An 18,340-nucleotide genomic window follows, 5' to 3' on the forward strand; every position below is an offset into this window, starting at 1 on the left:
TCAGCCCTTCCGCAGCAAGCGGTCGAAATGTCCCCTCACCCGGCCCTCGGTTTCCTCCACATGGGCCTTGAGCACGGTTAGCTCCGGAAGGTCCACGGTGCGCAGGAGGATATCGGCCAGGCCGGGTGGTACATCATCGGGGTCGAAAGCTCCCGTCAGGCACAGGCGGATGATCTGAGTCAGCGTGCTGTAGAGGCGGTGCGCTTCCACGAGTTCCCCACGCGTCTGCTCATCCACGAATTCCGGCGCAAGGCCCGCCAGCACCTCGGTCGTTTCGGTGGGGCGCGGACCTTTCTGGTGGAAACCTTGCAGCACACCAGCCTGCGCGATGAATTCCAGGTCGATGATCCCGCCCGGCGCGAGTTTCAGGTCCCAAGCGCTTTTGGCCGGCTTTTCGGTTTCCAGAAGCGCGCGCATTTCCACTACATCATGCGCAACCTTCTCCCGGTCTCGCGAAAGAGCGACGATCTCCTCGATCTCCCGGTGTGCCTCCTCGCATAGGCTGCTGTCTCCCGCCACGACTCGGGCACGCGTCAGCGCCATATGCTCCCAGGTCCATGCGTCCGATCGCTGGTATTTACGGAAGGCCTCGATGTGGGTCGCCACCGGGCCCTTGTTGCCGGAGGGACGCAAGCGCAGATCCAGCTCGTAAAGCACGCCCTCGGCCGTCGGCGCGGACATCGCCGCGATCAGGCGCTGCGTCAGCCGGGAGTAATAATGCGATGGCGCAAGGGCCCTGCGGCCGTCGGATTCCTCGGCATCCGGCGCATGGTCATAAAGCAGGATGAGATCGACGTCGGAGCCGGCAGTCAATTCCCGGCTGCCAAGCTTGCCCATGCCGACGATTGCCGTCCGGCCGCCGGGTACCCGTCCGTGGGTCTGGGCGAACTCGGCCTCGACAGCATCGAACGCTGCGCCGATGGTGAGATCGGCCAGGTCGGAAAACGCCTTGCCGGCGCGCTCGGCGTCGATGCTTCCCGTCAGGAGCCGCATGCCGATCAGGAATTTCTGCTCGGCAGCAAAGATCCGCAAGCGGTCCAGCAGATCCTCGAAGGCACGGGCGCCGCCGAGAAAGGTTTCCAAGCGTTCCGTCAAATAGGCTTTTTTGGGCAGCTCCGAAAGCAGCGCGGGATCGAGCAAACCATCGAAGACATGCGGCCTGCGCGTGATGATTGCCGCCAGACGCGGTGCTGCCCCCATGATTGACGCCAGCAGGTCCAGAATACGCGGGTTGGATTGCAACAGTGAAAAAAGCTGAACGCCGGCCGGCAGTCCGGACAGGAACTCGTCGAAGCGCAGGAGGGCCTCGTCGGCGCGCTGCGTACTGCCGAAAGCTTCCAGCAATGCCGGCGTCAGTTCCGTCAGCCGCCCGCGCGCCTGTGCCGACTGGGTTGCGCGGTAGCGGCCGAAATGCCAGCCACGGATGACACGACATATATCGCTCGGCCGTTCGAAGCCGAGTTCCGAGAGCGTGGCGAGGGTGCCGGGATCATCCACATCGCCGGTGAAGACCAGATTGCCGATGCCGCGCGAAAGCTGCGGCGCCGTCTCGAAGAGCGCTGCATAATGAGATTCGACCAGATGCAATGCCTTCCGGAAGGCCTCGGCCAACGCCGCGCCGTCCTCATAGCCAAGAAGCCGCCCGACGCGCTCGAGCCCCTCCTCATCCGCCGGTAGCGTATGCGCCTGTTCGTCGGCGATCATCTGGATGACATTCTCGACATCACGCAGGAACCAGTACTGAGCGATCAGAGCCTCTCCGGCTTCGTCCGAGATCCAGCTCCGGTCGGCAAGTTCGCGCAGCATGGAAACTGTCATCCGCCCCCGCAGTTCTGGAAAGCGTCCGCCGGCGATGAGTTGCTGTGTCTGGACGAAAAACTCGATTTCGCGGATGCCGCCGCGGCCGAGTTTGATATTGTGTCCGAGCACGGCGATCTCGCCATGACCTTTGTGGGCGTGGATCTGGCGCTTTATGGAATGGACGTCCGCGATTGCCGCATAGTCGAGATATTTGCGCCAGACATAGGGCTGAAGCTCACGCAGAAAGCTGTTTCCGGCCTCCAAATCACCAGCGATGGGATGGGCCTTGATCATGGCCGCGCGTTCCCAGTTCTGCCCACGGCTTTCATAATAATTGAGCGCCGCTTCGAGCGGAATGGCCAGTGGCGTGGACCCAGGGTCCGGTCTCAGGCGCAGATCCGTGCGGAAGACGTAGCCATCGCCCGTGCGGTCCTGAAGAATGCGCACGAGCCGCCGTGTCAGCCGCACGAAGAGATCAGGCGCCTCCAGCGGGTCGAGCACGGCGGGCGCTTGCGGATCGAGAAGAACGATCAAATCGATATCGGAGGAAAAGTTCAGTTCGCGCGCGCCCAGCTTGCCCATGGCCAGTACGATCCAGCCGCAGCCCGCCTCTGGCTTATCGGGGTCCGGCAGGCGCAGCTTTCCCTGCCGGTGCGCATCGCGCAGAAGGAAATTGACGGTCGCGCGGACACAGGTCTCGGCCAGAGTGCTCAGGCGGGCGACGGTTGCGGCCGCGTCGTCGGCCCCTGCCCGGTCCGCCAACGCGATGAGGAAATGCGCCTCGCGCTTCAGCCGGCGCAGGTCCCGCATGACGCCCGACTCGCTTGCATCCTTGGCAAGTGCGATGGCAGCGATCGCTTCGTTTATCGTTTCCAGTCGGGCTTCTACGGGCTGGTCGAACAGTGCCTCAAGCGCTTGCGGCCCATTGCGTGCGCAGTCGCGTAGGTAGGGCGAGAGATCAAACACGGCGCCGAGAAAGCGCGCGAGCGGACTCTCGCTGCGCAACAGGTCTGCCACGCGCGGGCAATCTTCCCCTTCGGCTCGCTCCGAAAGTTCGGCCAACTCCTCGCCGGCCCGATCGGGATCGAGCGGTCGTAGCTCACGCACCGGAGCGCCGAACCATGCCGTGCCGTCGTCGTTTTTCGAGGCGGGATCATCTAACATTCAAACATTGTCGCCCGTCGGGAAGACCATCGCAACCGTCAGACCGCCATCGTTACCGGAAAGTTCCAGCCGTCCGCTGTGAAACGACATCACCGCCTTGGCCAAACTCAGGCCAAGACCGGAGCCCGGCTGGCTGCGGCTCGCCTCCAAGCGGACGAAGCGCTCGGTGGCGCGTTCCCGCTCCTCCACCGGGATACCGGGCCCGTTGTCGCTCACCGAGAGCCGCGCCGCACCGCCTTCCTGCCGCAACGAGACCATGACCGTTGGATTTTCACCGGTCCCGGCCGTGTACTTGATCGCATTGTCGACAATGTTCGACAGGGCCTGGCCGACAAGCTCCCGGTTTCCTCCGACCTCGACCGTGTCGACCTGTTCGGTTTTCAGCGTGACGCCCTGATCTTCGGCAAGGGGTTCGTAAAGCTCCACGACATCGGCAACCGTCGCGCTGAGATCTATCTTTGTCACCGCCTCGGTCGAATAACCGGCCTCCAGCCGGGAGATCATGAGAATCGCATTGAAGGTGCCGATGAGTTGATCGGATTCAGCGATGGTCCGCTCCAGCGCCTCGTTTCGGTCTTCCGTTCCCTCCGCGCTCGCCAGCGCCGCCTCGGCGCGATTGCGCAGGCGTGTCAGCGGTGTTCTCAGGTCGTGCGCGATATTGTCGGAAACCTGCCGCAGCCCCTCGTTCAGCGCGGCGATGCGATCAAGCATCGCGTTGAGATTTTCCGACAGCCGGTCGAATTCATCGCCCGCGCCGGAGACGGGCAAGCGCTGGGTCAGATCGCCGCCCATAATCTGTCGGCTTGCTTTGGAAACGCTGTCGATCCGTTTCAACGCCCTGCGTCCGACGAAGTACCAGATGAGCAGTGCGCCAAGGCCCATAAGGCCGATGGCGGCGACCAGCGTTCGCCGCATGATCGTTCGAAACTGCTCCGGCTCGCCCAGATCGCGTCCGACAAGGAGCAGCATCTGATTGGGCAGGCGGATGACCTGCGCCATTGCGGTATGATTTGAGCGGTCCTCCGCGTCGCTGTCCTCCCCATAACGGCGATAGGTGAACGGGCGCTCCGTCCATCCGCGCGTATCGAACACGCCGGGCTGCAGGCTATCCACGTTGCCGGAGAGAATGCGTCCGGTCGGGTCGGCGACAATATACAGGTTGGCGCCCGGTTGGCGTGCTCGAATGCGCACGACGCGCACTAGCCCGGGCAAGCCGCCGCGCTGATAAGCCTGGGCCAGTCCGCTCACTTCCTCGTTGATAGCCTCACGCGTCTGCTCCGTCAGCATGCGCATGCTGAGCGCCTCGATGTAGAACACCAGCGCCACGGCGCAAATCGCGAAAAGCAGCAGGTAAAGTGCGGAAAGCCGTGCCGCCGTGGTTTTCATGATTGCCGGAATGGCCATCACTCGTCCCGAAGCACATAGCCAGCGCCGCGCACCGTGTGCAGCAGGGGCTTGTCGAAGCCCTTCTCGATCTTGCCGCGCAAACGCGAAATATGGACGTCAATCACGTTCGTCTGCGGGTCAAAGTGGTAGTCCCAGACATTCTCCAGCAGCATGGTGCGTGTGACCACCTGCCCCGCATGGCGCATCAGGTATTCCAGAAGACGGAATTCGCGGGGCTGCAGTGTAATTTCCTGCCCGCCCCGCCGGACCGAATGGGCGAGACGGTCAAGCTCCAGATCACCGACCCGGTAGACCGTCTCAACGTCCTTCGAACCGGAGCGTCGTTTCAATACCTCGACGCGTGCGAGCAGTTCGGAAAAGGCATAAGGCTTGGTGAGATAATCATCGCCGCCGGCGCGCAGACCGGTCACGCGGTCGTCCACCTCGCCGAGAGCGGAAAGGATCAGCGCAGGTGTGGTGTTTCCCCTCGCCCGGAGTTCTGCGATCACCGACAAACCGTCGCGGCGTGGCAGCATTCTGTCGACGACGAACACGTCATAGCTGCCCGAATCGGCGAGAGCAAAGCCGACCTCGCCATCGGACGCGATATCAGCCGTGTGCCCGACCTCTGCAAAGGCCTTTTTGAGGAACCCCGCCGCTTCGCGGTCGTCTTCGATAACCAGAATCTTCATTTTCTACGTATTACACAGGATTATCCGGAACGAAAACGGCGGCGGACGACGCCGCCGCCGTGGCCGGGTGTGACCGGCATTCTCCTGCATCCGCCTGCAGACGGTTAGCCCATCGGCAGGGCGATGAAACGGTTGGTTCCATCCCGCTCGATCATGAACAGGACTGCACCTCGCCCGGCTTCAGCCGCTGCCTCCACGGCCGCGTGGATATCTTCGGCGGAGTTCACCGGCTGCGAGTTGACGGAACGTATGATGTCATTCGGCATGATGCCGTTGTTCCCGGCAATGCTGCCCGATTCGACATCCTCAACGACCAGCCCGTTGCCATCTTCGGCCGGCGCCACGCTCATCCCGAAATCGGTCTCTGCACCCGGCTGACCTTCGGGTTCACTGGGTTGCGGCGTCGCGGCGCTGGCGTCGGGCATCTCGCCAAGCGTCACATCGATCGTCTGGCTCTCGCCGTTGCGCCAGAGGGTGACCTCGACTTCGCTTTGCGGATCGTATTCCGCGACTATGCGGGCAAGTTCCCGCGGGGACTCTATAGCCCGGCCGTCGACCGCGGTGATCACATCGCCGGACTGAATACCCGCCTCGGCCGCCGGATCGCCTTCATTGGCATCGACGATGAGCGCGCCGCTCGCCTCATCCAGGCCGAGTGAATCGGCGATTTCCTCGGAAACGGGCTGAATCTGCACACCCAACCAGCCACGCTGCACCGTCCCATCATCGATGAGATCCTGGACGACCGTGGTCGCAAGACCGGCCGGAATGGCAAAAGCGATACCGACATTGCCGCCCGAGGGAGAGAAGATCGCCGTGTTCACACCGACAACCTCACCGGACAGGTTGAATGCCGGGCCGCCGGAGTTACCGCGGTTCACCGCGGCATCGATCTGAATGAAGTCGTCATAGGGGCCAGCGCCGATCTCGCGGCCGCGCGCCGAGACGATGCCAGCGGTGACGGTGCCGCCAAGACCGAACGGATTGCCGACAGCGACAACCCAGTCGCCCACGCGCACGTTGTCGTCGTCGGCAAAATCGACATAGGTGAATTCGCGATCCGCGTCGACTTTCAGCACAGCCAGATCGGTGCGCTCGTCGGTACCAACCAGGTCAGCACTGAGCTCGGTCCCGTCATCCATGACGACGATGTACTCGTCACCGCCCTGGATGACGTGATTATTGGTGACCAGGAAACCATCCTCGGAAATGAAGAAGCCGGAGCCCTGAGCCGAGGGGCGAAACCCGCGCCCCGGGGGCTGTGGCGACCGCGGCTGCTGCTCACGGAACTGATCGAAGAAGCGCCGCAGCGGATGATTCTCAGGGAGCTCCTCAAATTCCGGAAGCCCAAAAGGCGCCGCCACGTCAGCCGCCGGTGCGTCTCCGCGCACGCGAACGCTGACTACTGCCGGGCTCACGACCTCGACCACGTCACCGAAGCTGGGTGCCTGGACAGGCTGATCGAGCTTGACCGGATCGGAAAAGGCGGGGACGACGCCCGAGCCGACTGCTCCGGCACCGATTGCCCCCGCTGCCGCCAACGAAACGATGGTCGCAGCCAGGCGTTTGCGATTTCTGCTTGTCACTGAATTGTGTGAAGTCATGTGGAAATCAACTCCTCTTGCTGTCGAACCCCAAGCTCTGCTGCCGAGGGCATTGTGATAACCAGTTGGTCGACAGATAGGGTGACTTACCTTACGTGGCCATTTCCAGAGCATGAAACTTTCGTAATCTTCTGCCGTTCCCAGATTCCAGAGACAAAATCCGGTGCACGCCACGAGGTTATCACTGTCGAATCTGACAGCCGTGCCGCGGGCTCAATCGCGTCCTTTCAGAAGATCGTGAAGTTCGGCCTCTTCCTCGGGCGAGAGCGCGCTGGTAGCCGACCGGCCGGGGCGCCGTCGAAAACTGACGAACGCGAGGATACCGCCGCCGAACAGAACGAGCACCGGGGCTCCCCAGAGCAGCGCGTTGCGCACGCTGAACCGTGGCTTCAGAAGCACGAACTCGCCATAGCGCGAAACGACATAGTCCAGCACCTCCGCGTCCGTGTCGCCCTCGCGAAGGCGCTCGCGTACCAGAATGCGCAGGTCGCGGGCCAATTCGGCATTCGAGTCGTCAATCGACTGGTTCTGGCAGACCATGCAGCGCAACTCGGCCGAAAGCGCGCGCGCCCGCTGCTCCAGAGCAGGATCGTCGAGAACCTCATCGGGCTCGATTGCCGCCCCCGGTCCGCTCAACGCCAAACATAGCAGGAGCGCGAGCACGGCAGACCACAGGGTTTTGAGCCCCGGCATCGTCATGAGGAAGCTCCCTGAGCGGCGGTCGCCCGCTGGCGCGACGGCGCGCCGACGCGCAATCTGCGATCGAAGAGCGAGACAGCGCCGCCAACCATCATGAACAATGTGCCGAGCCAGATCAGCGTTACAAGTGGCTTCCACCAGACACGCACGACGATTCCGCCATCATTCGTTTTATCGCCAAGGGAGACGTAAAGCTGGCTCAGCCCCATAGTCCGGATGCCCGCTTCCGTCGTAGGCATGTTGCGTGCCGTATAAAAGCGCTTGGCGGAGACAATCTCGCCAAGCGGCCGACCGCCGACTTCAGAGACGGCGAAGTGCGCGCGCTCTTCCGTGTAATTGGGGCCGGTGAAGGGCTGCAATGCCTCGTATTCCAGCGAATAACCGCTGATTTCCATGCTCTCGCCGGGTTGCATGACGAGGACACGTTCGGTCTCGAGAATTGTCACGCAGACGACGCCAAGGGTCGTGATGCCGAGCCCAGCGTGCGCGAGCGTGGTGCCAAACATCGAAAGCGGCAACCCCTTGAGCCGGCGCAACGCCACTGAGGGTTTCACCTTGCCCACGCCCATCTTGAGGGCGAGATCGGTGACCGCTCCGAGAATTAGCCAAAGCCCAAGTCCGATGCCCAGGGCGGCGAAAACGGAAGCGCGATCGATCAGGAAATAGCTGACCAACCCGCTCACAGCGGCGCCGGCGAAGGCGAACTGCAAACGCTGGGCGGCCGCGGGCAGGTCGCCCCGCTTCCAGGACAGCATCGGGCCAAAGGGAACAGCCGCCAACAGCGGCAGGAACAGCGGAATGAAAGTGAGATTGAAGAATGGCGGGCCGACCGAAATCTTTTCGCCCGTCAGCGCCTCGATCAGGAGCGGATAAAGCGTGCCGACGAGGACCGTAGCCGCGGCAGTCGTCAGGAGAAGGTTGTTGAGGACGAGTGCACCTTCGCGCGAGATCGGATGAAACAGACCGCCGGGCGCGAGGCGGGAGGCCCGGATAGCGAAAAGCGTCAGCGCCCCGCCGATGAATGCCATCAGGATCGCGAGGATAAAGACGCCGCGCGTCGGGTCACTGGCAAATGTGTGAACCGACGTAAGGACACCGGAGCGCACAAGGAACGTGCCGAGCAGCGAGAGTGAGAACGTGAGGATGGCCAGCAGTACCGTCCAGATCTTTAGCGCCGCCCGCTTTTCCATGACGATTGCGGAATGCAGCAGCGCCGTACCGGACAGCCACGGCAGGAAGGAGGCGTTCTCCACCGGATCCCAGAACCAGAATCCACCCCAGCCAAGTTCGTAATAGGCCCAATAAGACCCCACAGCGATCCCGCCGGTTAGGAAGGCCCATGCAGCCAGCGTCCAAGGGCGCACCCAGCGCGCCCAGGCTGCATCAATGCGGCCTTCGATCAGGGCGGCAACGGCGAAGGAGAACGAAATCGAAAAGCCGACATATCCGATGTAGAGCAATGGCGGATGAATGGCCAATCCGACATCTTGCAGGAGAGGGTTCAGGTCGCGCCCCTCCATGGGCGCTGGGTGCAGGCGGGTAAAAGGATTCGACGTAAGCAGGATGAAAAGCAGGAAGGCGGCCGCGATCATGCCCTGCACTGCCAGGACATTAGCCCTGAGGGTCGGCGGCAGATTGCGTCCGAAAAACGCCACCATTGCGCCGAAGAGCGCCAGGATCAGCACCCACAGGAGCATGGATCCTTCGTGATTGCCCCAAGTCCCGGTGATTTTATAGAGCATCGGCTTGGCGGAGTGGGAATTCTCCCACGCATTCAGAACCGAAAAATCCGACTGGACATAGGCAAGCGTGAGTGCGGCGAAAGACGTCGCGATGAGGGCGAGGCCGGTGACAGCAACAGGCTCGCCGACCCGCATCAGCCGTTCGCTGCCAAGCCGCGCGCCGGAGAGCGGCACAACCGACTGCACCAGGGACAGGACGAAGGCGAGAACGAGGGCAAAATGGCCGATTTCCACGCTCATGTCAGCTCCCCTCCTCGTCCGAGCCGTCTTTCCAGACGCCCTGCTCCTTCAGCCTGTCGGCCACCTCGCGCGGCATATAGTTCTCGTCGTGCTTGGCAAGAACGGTGTCGGCCACGAAAACACCGTCCGAGCCGAGCGTCCCTTCCGTCACCACGCCCTGCCCTTCTCGAAAAAGATCGGGCAGGATGCCATCATAGATTACGTCCACGGCACTCTGCTGGTCCTCGATCGCAAAGCGCACGAACGTTCCTTCGCCGCGTCTGACGCTGCCGTCCTGCACAAGACCGCCCAGGCGTATCCGGTCCCCGGCCTCCGCCGGCTGCGTCAGGATATCGGCGGGCATATAGAAATAGGAGGTCTGCTGACCAAGCGCGTAAAAGGTCAGGCCCGCGGCCAGGCCCAGAAAAGCCATGGCGGTTCCGATCACAGCCAGCCGCTTCTGTTTGCGCGTCACCCGTTCACCTCTCGGTCAAGCCCAACCCGTTGGCATACTCCGCCAGCGCTTCAGCGTCTTCGCTGTCCGGCCCGAGGGCCGCGAAAGCCCGGCTAAGGGCCTCTTCCGCATCATCCCTTCTGCCCAGAACGACATAGGAGCGCAGGAGCCTCCGCCAACCCTCCGGGTCGTCAGGATTTTCACGCAATCTGGCATCGAGTCCGGAGACCATGCCCTCGATCATCTCGCGCTGCTCCTCCGGCATCATCTCTTGCGCCGCGGCCTGTTGCTCGCGCGTGGGGCCAACGTCTTCCTGGTTCGTTACCGCCGGCGCAAGGCCTTCGGCGGCTTGGCCGGCTGCCTGCTTCCATGGCGAGTCGTCTGGAAGCTCCGTCACCATCGCTTCCCAGATCGCCCGGGCGCGATCGACATCGCCTTCCTGGGCGCTTCCCATGGCAGTGTAGAACCGTGCCCGAGGATTCCCCTCGTCCAGGTCCAAAGCGCGCTGGAAAGCGGCTTCCGCTTCCGCGGTCACCACACCGCCCGCCGCACCCACCAGGACTTCACCGAGAGCGGACTCCCGCTCGGCCGTTGCCCCCTCGAGTTCAATCGAGTTGCGATAGGCGGTCGCCGCGTCGTCGTAACGTCCGATGCGCGCGTAAACGGGCGCCAGCGTCTCCCATCCTCGTGCATCGTCGGGGTTGGCCGACAGATGGTTCTCCGCCCGCGCCAGGAGCTCTTCCAGCGAGGCTCGTGATGGATCCTGCTGCAACCGCGCCTGAAGCGGCATCGACGGCATCCCGGGCGAGCCGAGCAGCAGGTATCCGCCCCAGCTCAGCACAGGCACAGCGAGTATCGCGGCCGCCGCGATGACTTTAACCGCGGTCCGCGATTTTCCGTCCTGTCTTGCCGTCTCTTCGTCAGCAGCGTCTTTCAGGCGCAGCATGCGCCGGGCGATTTCCGCGCGCGCTTCTTCCGCATCGCGTTCGGGAACAATCCCCTGCTTTACCTCGCGTTCGAGTTCCGCAAGCTGGTCGCGGTAAACGGCAAGGTCGTGCTCGACGCTCTGCGTGCGCGTACGACTTCCCCGGACAAAGGGCTGTATCACAGCATACGAAGCTGCGAGCGTGAAAAGCGCGGCGATAATCCAGAATACCATGCCTATCCAATACCAGCCGGGCCGTGCTGTTCCAACGCTCCACGCGTGCGGCCAATTGGCCCCCGCCAGTTCGTGCGCACGTCAGTCGAGAAGCGTCCAGCTCCCATCCTGGTTCCTGCAGGCCGTTCCCTCTAGCGTGCGTTCCCTGCCGTCGGCTTCGATGGTGTGAGTATAAGCACGGCAATCTTGTGAACCCACACGATAGGGCTGTCTGGCGGTCACGGTTCCGTGATGTCCCGAGTTGTCGTCACGCCACGTCACCATCTGCCCACCGGGCGCTGTTTCCAGCGCGCGATATTCGGCTTTTAGTGCCGTCACCCGTTCACGCTGCGTCAAGCCGGCATCACCGGCACGCATCACCAGACCGCCCCCGACGATGCCGCTCACCGCCTCTTCCGCATCGCCAGCACCAAAGGCCGCGTTCCGCCCCAGACCGCCAACGGCGCATCCCTGAAGGACAAGTCCAAAACAAATGACAACAGGCAAAAGCTTCATCGTCGCATCAACCGACTTTAATCATCCCCGATAGCAGGCCGCTATAGATCACGTTTCACAGGATTTTGTCCATGCGCCTGAATCAAAACGCGCACGAAGGGCGCTGAGTATCAAGAATACCGACTTACAGCTGTATTGCTAGGTCCATGCACAATCAGGCAGATGCAAGTCGCACCTGCGCTTTCAACCCGCCGAGTGCGGAACGCTCCAGCAACAGCGCGCCGTCATACTCCTCGACAAGGTCGGCGACGATGGCAAGGCCCAGGCCTGTTCCGGGCTTGCTTTCATCCAGCCGGCGCCCACGTTTCAGGGCCTGGCGGGCTTGGTCTTCCGGTATACCCGGCCCGTCATCCTCAATCGCTATGACGAAGCGCTGATCCTGCGTGGCTTCTTTTTCGGGCGTTCGGAGCGTCAGGACCACAGTCTCGCGTGCCCATTTCATCGCGTTTTCCAGCAGATTGCCGGTAATCTCCTCCAGATCTTCCCGCTCGCCTGAGAAAACGACCTCCCACTCCGGCAGTTCCAGTTTCAAGGTCTTATCCGGGTTGAGTTTTTGCGATACCCGCGCCATCCGTGCCAAGGTGTCGTTGACGGGTGTGCGCAGGGCCAGCGGCTGACGGTGCGCCGCCGCGCGAGCGCGTTTCAGATAATGTTCGATCTGCTGCTGCATCGCCGAGGCTTGGCCGGAGATCAACGCCCCCTTGTTCCCGCCGAGGCTTCGCCCTTCGTTCATCATGACCGCAAGCGGCGTTTTCAACGAGTGCGCCAGATTGCCGACCTGTTTGCGCGAGCGCTCGACGATGCGGCGATTGCTATCGATCAGCGCGTTCGTCTCCTTGGCAAGTGGTGCGATTTCAGCAGGGAACGGCCCGGAAAGGCGCTCGGCGGCGCCCGTGCGGATGTTGGCGAGCGCGGTACGGATGCCGCGCAGCGGTCCAAGCGCGATCATGATGGCAAAGACGTTGATCGCCACCATCCCGAGCCCGAATACGCCGAGATAAAGAAAGAGCTGACGCCGGAAATCGGCGATCTCGGCTTCCAGTTGGCTATGATTTCCCATGACGCGGAAGCGCGCGATGCGGTCGTCCTGTCCCAACTCGACTTCCGCCTCCATCACCTGGACCATGTCGCCATCCGGACCCTTGGCAATGTATTCACGCTGAAACTCCCGGTCGAAGGGAATCAGGTCCGTGGACGGTGTGGGAACAGAGCCCCTCAGCGAGGCTGATCGGATCGGATTGCGCAATTCCTCCGATACTGGTTCCACCGACCAGTACCACCCTGAATACGGTTCGACGAAACGAAGATCGCCCAGATTGGGATTGCCCGTCAGCCAACCGGCTTCGGTCGCGCTCACCGATGCGATCAGATTGAAAAGATGGGCGGAAAGAACATCCTCGAAGCCGCGCCGGCTAACCTGGTTGAAGAGCGCGGAGATGATCGTCGCTATCACCACCAGCGCAATGATCGCCCATACGGATGAAAAGGCGATGACGCGGAATGTCAGTGTTTGTGAGAGATGCCGCAGCTGCGCTACCAAACGCGACAGCCAGTGACGCTCCCGCCCGCCAGCCGTTTCAGACATCCGGCTCGCGCATGCGGTAACCCATCCCCCGCACCGTCTCGATAAGGTCGACACCCAGCTTCTTGCGCAACCGCCCGACAAACACCTCAATGGTGTTTGAGTCACGATCGAAATCCTGATCGTAGAGATGCTCTACAAGTTCCGTGCGCGAGACCACCGATCCCTTGTGATGCATAAGATAGGCAAGCATCCGGTATTCGTGGGAAGTCAGCTTCAGCGGGATGCCGCTAATGGCGGCTTTCGAGGACTTCGTGTCCACGCGCAGCGGTCCGCAGGTCAGCTCCGATGAGGCGTGCCCGGCCGCGCGCCGGATGAGCGCGCGCACACGCGCCAGCACTTCCTCCATATGGAAGGGCTTTGTGACATAGTCGTCCGCGCCCGCATCAATACCCGAAACCTTGTCGCTCCACCGGTCGCGCGCGGTCAGGATGAGCACCGGCATGGTTCGGCCATCACGCCGCCAGTGCTCGAGTATGCTGATGCCGTCCATCTGCGGCAGTCCCACGTCGAGAACGACCGCATCATATGGTTCGGTATCGCCGAGAAAATGTCCTTCTTCACCATCGAAGGCCCGATCCACCACATAACCCGCATCCGCCAACGCATCGCAGATCTGCCGGTTCAGGTCCTTATCGTCCTCGACAACGAGAATACGCATCGAATCCCCTCGCTTACTTTGGCAGCCATTTGAAGCTCGCCCGCCGAATTTTCGGTCAGAGAGTTATCCCGCCGGGACGATAACTTCGGCCCGTCGTGGCCGCTCACCCTCGCCGCCGGGCACCAGTATCACGATGCGGCAGACGGTTTGACCGCCCTGCGTTTCCGCCGTTGCCCTGGCCAGCTCTCCGCCACGTTCGGCGGCGACCCGCTGTCCGATTGCATAACAGTCCGAGTCCCCCTGAGCCAGCAATACCGTTGGCCCGGCGGAGCTTTCCTGGCCATGGGCATAGCCGACGGCGAGCATCATCGCCACGGCAGTCGTCATGAACCGGATACGTGTAAAGTTTGCGCGTTTCATGCTGTCCTTTTAGCCCATGGCGGCTGAATGGAGAATGAATGACAGCCAGCCTCTCCCCTTTAGCGGTTTTAGCAATCCCGTTCTCAAACCGCCAGTGGCCTTGGCTCATCTGGACCCTCTCCCCGCCTGTATTTCTGCGGGGAGAGGAAATCGCCATTTGCAGCCACCCGGGCGACTTTAGGCCACCAACCAGTTCAGGCGATACGGCTCGTCGCGCGCACCCGGCCGAGAATGGCGAACAGGCCGGAAACCGCGATCACCGCCTGAAGCAGCGTGTCGGTTAGAGCCTGACGGTCTATATCCTCGACGGGCAGGCCGAACAGACCGCCCATTCCGGAGACGACCGTCACGATGGAGGCCCAGATCGTGCGCGAGAGATACCAGGGCTTTGTTTCAGCCATTTCATGCTCCTTTCGTTTGTGTTGTGAAATCAGGTAAGCGTAATCGTCCGCCGCATGGGCAGGCCGGCACCCACCGCCGCGCTGATCTGCCGGACAGTGACGTCCAGCGTGCCCGGCGGGTCGCCGAAATCGGCGGCAATTGCCGCCGCCTCATAGCTCCACGAGGGATGCGGGACGATCACACGACGCACCGCCTCGCCGCCCGTCGGAGCGACCTCCACGCGGTAGCGCTCGCCTTCCTCGCCGAGCGGAATGTCCTCGCCCCGCCAGCTATCGGCATCGATGCGCCCGCGCCTGATCCAGGAGAGATGCAGGTCGCCATCGGCCATCCGCACCCTTAGGTGCACCGGTGAAAGCGGAAGCAGCGCACGCTCGCCTCCCGCTACTGTCTGCGTCATAAAGTGCGCGTCCGAAAGGTCGTAGCCTGCCGGTCCCACGCGCCAATTGAGTTCGAGCCCGATTTCCCTGCGCTTCAGCCCGGCTGGCGTAATCGCCTCATCGAGCAGCACAAAGGCCGCATTCCCCTTCGCGCCCGCGGCCATAGCGTCATTGGTCCCAAGCTGGCCGCGCAGCAGTCCGCCAAGCCGCCAGATTGAGGACTCGATCTCCTCCGCCGTCTGGAACTGGAGAATCTCCCACGCGTCATTTTGCGCCTGCACGGCGGCGGCGTTCGCTCCGTTCAGCATCTGCAACCGCGAAACGCTTTGAAGCTCACCATCGAGCAGCCGCACCGTAAGCCGCGCCGAGCGGTCTACCCGACCCTCCATCGTGCCGCCGGGCAGCGGCTCCTGCAGCATCCCGATGGTCGCCCGTCGCTCGATCGTACCGCGCAGTTCGAAACCAGTCGCCTCAGGCGAGGTCAACAGCGCCTGCCGTCTCCATGGCCGCGCCCGTGCCGCAACTCGAAACTGCTCATGCGCCGCATCGTCCGCGCTTCGCATTGGCAGGTCGAGGAAGAGCGCATGCGGTTTGCCCACGACATAGCCGTCTGCATTGCGGCTCCCGCCAGGCCGGTCCGGTTCCCGGCCGGGTGCTGAGGCTACACGCACGATGCGCCGCGCGCTCACCCGGCGGAACAGCCCGTCCTCGACCTCGCTGACCAGATATTCCGGCCCCTCCGGCAGTCGCACGACGCTCCCGGGTCCGACCCGCTGCTCCGTTGGCGGTAGAGCGAAGCGCACCTGCTCCCGTCCGTCCCAGAGCCGGCGCAGATAGTCGCGTATGTGCCCCTCCGCCTCCGAGGCGGCCAGAACGCCGGGAAAGCTTAAATATCCCGTCCCGCTGCCCTGCGCACCGATGTAGTCGGCCGCGGCGGTTGCGCTCTGGTGTTCGTTCAGCACATCACGAAAATCAACCTGCGCCAGCGCGGGCAGCACATGGTCCGGCTCACGCACCCTTTCCACGATCTCGCGCCCATCTTCCAGGACCAGTTCCTCAAGGCGCAAGGCGTCTCCCGCGCCCGCACCCTCGCTTGCAAAGACCAGCCCGTTCTCGCCCTCATATGCCGCCATGCCGAAAAGATCGGCAACGGGTTCCAGAGCCGCGCGTGCAGTGGTGGGATTGCTGACGATATAGCCCGACACCGTCCCGTCCGCCCGCGCTGTATCGGCGGGCGGCAGCCCGTGATCGCTGAGAATGGCATCGATCAGCGCGGCAACGGACACGCCGCTCAGCCGGCCGTTCAACCAGTGCCCGCGCGCCCAGTTCGGCCCGTCGCCCCAAACGTCGGTGAAAAGCGGAAAGGCCGGGAACGCACGTGCGTCCCACGCCCAGAGGCTGATCTCGTCCACATCGACCATTGGCCCGCCATAGACGGAGGAGACGGGGTTCGCCGTCGTCCCGCCTTCCCGCCAATGCAGATAGTGAGCGAGCAGAAAGCGGTATTGCGCCAGGTCCGAGCGCCCGCCATTGGAGAAGTAAGGCAGTGCATTCTCCGCCGACTTCGCATCGACAAAAACATTCGGCTGGTTCGGACCCTTATCGATGGCCGCGCAGCCAAGTTCGGTGAAATGGATGGGCTTGGACTGCGGCAGCCAATCCGTGGGCTCGCTCGCCTCCACGCCTCCGATGCGGTTGAAATGGCGATTGGACCACCAGCCCACCAGATCCTTAAAGCGGAAGACCCAGTCCTTCCCATAAGCGCCGTCGCTGATCGGCGAGCGAATCTGCGCCCTGCGGTCCGCCTCACTCGCGTAGTACCAGTCGAAGCCCTCGCCCGAGTTGATCCCCGCCTTGAGCGCTTCAAGATCATACGGCTCGGTAAAACCATCCGGATTGCCGCCACTCACGTCATGGTCGCGCCAGTCCGAAAGCGGCATGTAGTTGTCGATCCCCACCGCTTCGATCGCCGGGTGCGCCCAGAGGCTGTCCAGATGGAAGAAAACATCACCCGACCCGTCCCCCGGCTGATGGCCGAAATATTCGCTCCAGTCCGCCCCGTAGGTGATTGTCACCCCGTCGCCTAGGATGGCGCGGCTTTCCCCCGCCAGTTCCTCCAGTGCCTCGACAAAGGGAAAGCGGTCCGCACTGTCGCGTATCGTTGTCAGCCCGCGCAACTCGGAGCCAATGAGAAACGCATCCACCCCACCAGCCGCCGCAGCCAAATGGGCATAGTGCAGCAGGAAACGCCGATAGCTCCATTCGTTCGGATTGCCCCTGAAGTAAACCGTATCGCCGTCAGGCGCGAATTGCCTCCCCCTTGCGTTCCCCACCAGCGCCGACACTTCGGGGCGCGCCGCTGCCGTCTTGTCCGGCGTTCCGGGCCTGCCCGGGGCGGGATCGCAAGTTATACGTCCGCGCCAGGGATAGCCCGCTTGCGCCGCGCCGCCATAAGGGTCCGGGAGCGCGTTTTCCGCCGGCACGTCCATCATGATGAAAGGATAGAGCGCGACCTTCAGCCCCCGCGCGCGGATCGCCCCAATGGCCTCCTTCACGGATTTATCGGTGGGCGTTCCACCATAGGCCGCCCCGCCACCCGCCCGCGAAACCAGTTGCGCTTCCTCGCGGTCTATACCGGACACCCGCCATTCCGCCGAGAGCCCGTCCGGATTCCCCTGCGTCACCATCGGGCGGATCTTACATTCGCCGGCACGCAAATCGGTGCCGAACCACGTCACGACCAACGAGACGGTCCTCAAGTTCGGGCAGAGCACTTGCAGTTCATCGAGCGAGGCTTCGAGATCCGTCGCCCCCGCCAGCACGTGCCGGTTCACCGCCTCCGTCTCGCCGGGATCGCCGCTTTGCGTGACAAGGCTCGGCGACAATCCATATTCCGTAGCACCAGGGATCAGCGCCACGGATTTAATGCGGCGGTTGAGCTCGCCCACAGGCCGCATCACCTCGAACTGGAACTGTGGCAGCCGGCGCCCATAATCGTCAATGGGAAAGCGCTCAATCACCACATACGCCGTTCCGCGATAGGCGGGTGCATTGCCCGCCCCCTGCTTTGCCTCCAAAAGCGGATCGACTGGCTGGTCCTCGCTACCCGTATAGACGCGTATCTCAACCTCGTTCCGGTCCACCTCCTGCCCATCCGCCCAGATGCGGCGCACTCCGGCGATCTCCCCCTCGCAGAGCGCGAAAGCCGCGTTGGAGAAATAGGAATAGGTGGTCACCTTCGGTCCGCCCTTGGCGCCTTGCCGCGTGGTCGTGCTCGTCTCCTCGAAGCGTGTTGCCCAGATCAGCGTCCCGCCGATCCGCACCGTTTCATAGACACGTGGAAGGGTAGCGCCTTCCTCCGCCGTAAAGGGCTGTGCGGCGCTCAGCCTTGGCCCCTCATAGCGCCTTGTACTGTTGATCAGCGCGCGGTCGACCATATAGCCGGCAATCGCGCCGGCCGCCGTTCCCACCGCCGATCCGACAGCACCGAACGCGCCGCCGAGAAAGCCTCCGGCAGCCTGCAACAGAATGGTTGCCATTTGGG

The 18,340-nt window shown here is 62.9% G+C and carries 14 protein-coding genes; all 14 read right to left on the reverse strand.

What is annotated here, in order from left to right:
- On the reverse strand, positions 1-2,964 hold the full coding sequence (locus tag LY631_RS08670; protein WP_274424840.1) for a bifunctional [glutamine synthetase] adenylyltransferase/[glutamine synthetase]-adenylyl-L-tyrosine phosphorylase: 2,964 nt from the start codon (positions 2,962-2,964) through the stop codon (positions 1-3).
- Positions 2,965-4,368: an ATP-binding protein gene (locus LY631_RS08675; protein ID WP_274424841.1), complete on the reverse strand. Its 1,404-nt coding sequence runs from the start codon at positions 4,366-4,368 to the stop codon at positions 2,965-2,967. It abuts the gene before it with no gap.
- Positions 4,368-5,042: a response regulator transcription factor gene (locus LY631_RS08680; RefSeq protein ID WP_274424842.1), complete on the reverse strand. Its 675-nt coding sequence runs from the start codon at positions 5,040-5,042 to the stop codon at positions 4,368-4,370. The genes LY631_RS08675 and LY631_RS08680 overlap by 1 nt, the downstream gene beginning before the upstream one ends.
- A gap of 104 nt (positions 5,043-5,146) precedes the next feature.
- Entirely contained in the window at positions 5,147-6,646 is a 1,500-nt protein-coding gene (locus LY631_RS08685; RefSeq protein WP_274424844.1) for a Do family serine endopeptidase, read from the reverse strand.
- 213 nt (positions 6,647-6,859) lie between these two features.
- Positions 6,860-7,345 carry a cytochrome c-type biogenesis protein gene (locus LY631_RS08690; protein ID WP_274424845.1) on the reverse strand — a complete coding sequence of 162 codons (486 nt, stop codon included), beginning with the start codon at positions 7,343-7,345 and terminating at the stop codon, positions 6,860-6,862.
- Positions 7,342-9,327 carry a heme lyase CcmF/NrfE family subunit gene (locus LY631_RS08695; protein WP_274424846.1) on the reverse strand — a complete coding sequence of 662 codons (1,986 nt, stop codon included), beginning with the start codon at positions 9,325-9,327 and terminating at the stop codon, positions 7,342-7,344. Before LY631_RS08695 ends, LY631_RS08690 begins: the two co-directional genes overlap by 4 nt.
- Before the next feature lies 1 nt (position 9,328).
- Positions 9,329-9,781 carry a cytochrome c maturation protein CcmE gene (ccmE, locus tag LY631_RS08700; RefSeq protein ID WP_274424847.1) on the reverse strand — a complete coding sequence of 151 codons (453 nt, stop codon included), beginning with the start codon at positions 9,779-9,781 and terminating at the stop codon, positions 9,329-9,331.
- A 4-nt stretch (positions 9,782-9,785) separates the two neighbouring features.
- Positions 9,786-10,919 (reverse strand): c-type cytochrome biogenesis protein CcmI, encoded by a 1,134-nt coding sequence (ccmI, locus tag LY631_RS08705; RefSeq protein WP_274424849.1) that lies wholly within the window; start codon positions 10,917-10,919, stop codon positions 9,786-9,788.
- An 81-nt stretch (positions 10,920-11,000) separates the two neighbouring features.
- The gene (locus LY631_RS08710) at positions 11,001-11,414 is read right to left on the reverse strand and encodes an RT0821/Lpp0805 family surface protein (RefSeq protein WP_274424850.1); all 414 of its coding nucleotides are present in this window, start codon (positions 11,412-11,414) and stop codon (positions 11,001-11,003) included.
- A 154-nt stretch (positions 11,415-11,568) separates the two neighbouring features.
- Positions 11,569-12,999, reverse strand: a complete 1,431-nt coding sequence (locus LY631_RS08715; RefSeq protein ID WP_274424851.1) for an ATP-binding protein — start codon at positions 12,997-12,999, stop codon at positions 11,569-11,571.
- Positions 12,992-13,657: a response regulator transcription factor gene (locus tag LY631_RS08720; RefSeq protein ID WP_274424852.1), complete on the reverse strand. Its 666-nt coding sequence runs from the start codon at positions 13,655-13,657 to the stop codon at positions 12,992-12,994. Before LY631_RS08720 ends, LY631_RS08715 begins: the two co-directional genes overlap by 8 nt.
- Positions 13,658-13,720: 63 nt before the next feature.
- A complete protein-coding gene (locus tag LY631_RS08725) occupies positions 13,721-13,963 on the reverse strand; it encodes a hypothetical protein (protein ID WP_445082866.1) in 243 nt (80 codons plus the stop codon).
- A gap of 248 nt (positions 13,964-14,211) precedes the next feature.
- On the reverse strand, positions 14,212-14,418 hold the full coding sequence (locus LY631_RS08730; protein WP_274424855.1) for a hypothetical protein: 207 nt from the start codon (positions 14,416-14,418) through the stop codon (positions 14,212-14,214).
- Between the two features lie 29 nt (positions 14,419-14,447).
- Positions 14,448-18,335 carry a baseplate multidomain protein megatron gene (locus LY631_RS08735; protein WP_274424856.1) on the reverse strand — a complete coding sequence of 1,296 codons (3,888 nt, stop codon included), beginning with the start codon at positions 18,333-18,335 and terminating at the stop codon, positions 14,448-14,450.
- Positions 18,336-18,340: the final 5 nt, after the last annotated feature.

The sequence above is a fragment of the Chelativorans sp. YIM 93263 genome (genome assembly GCF_028767125.1).
GTDB lineage: Bacteria > Pseudomonadota > Alphaproteobacteria > Rhizobiales > Rhizobiaceae > Chelativorans.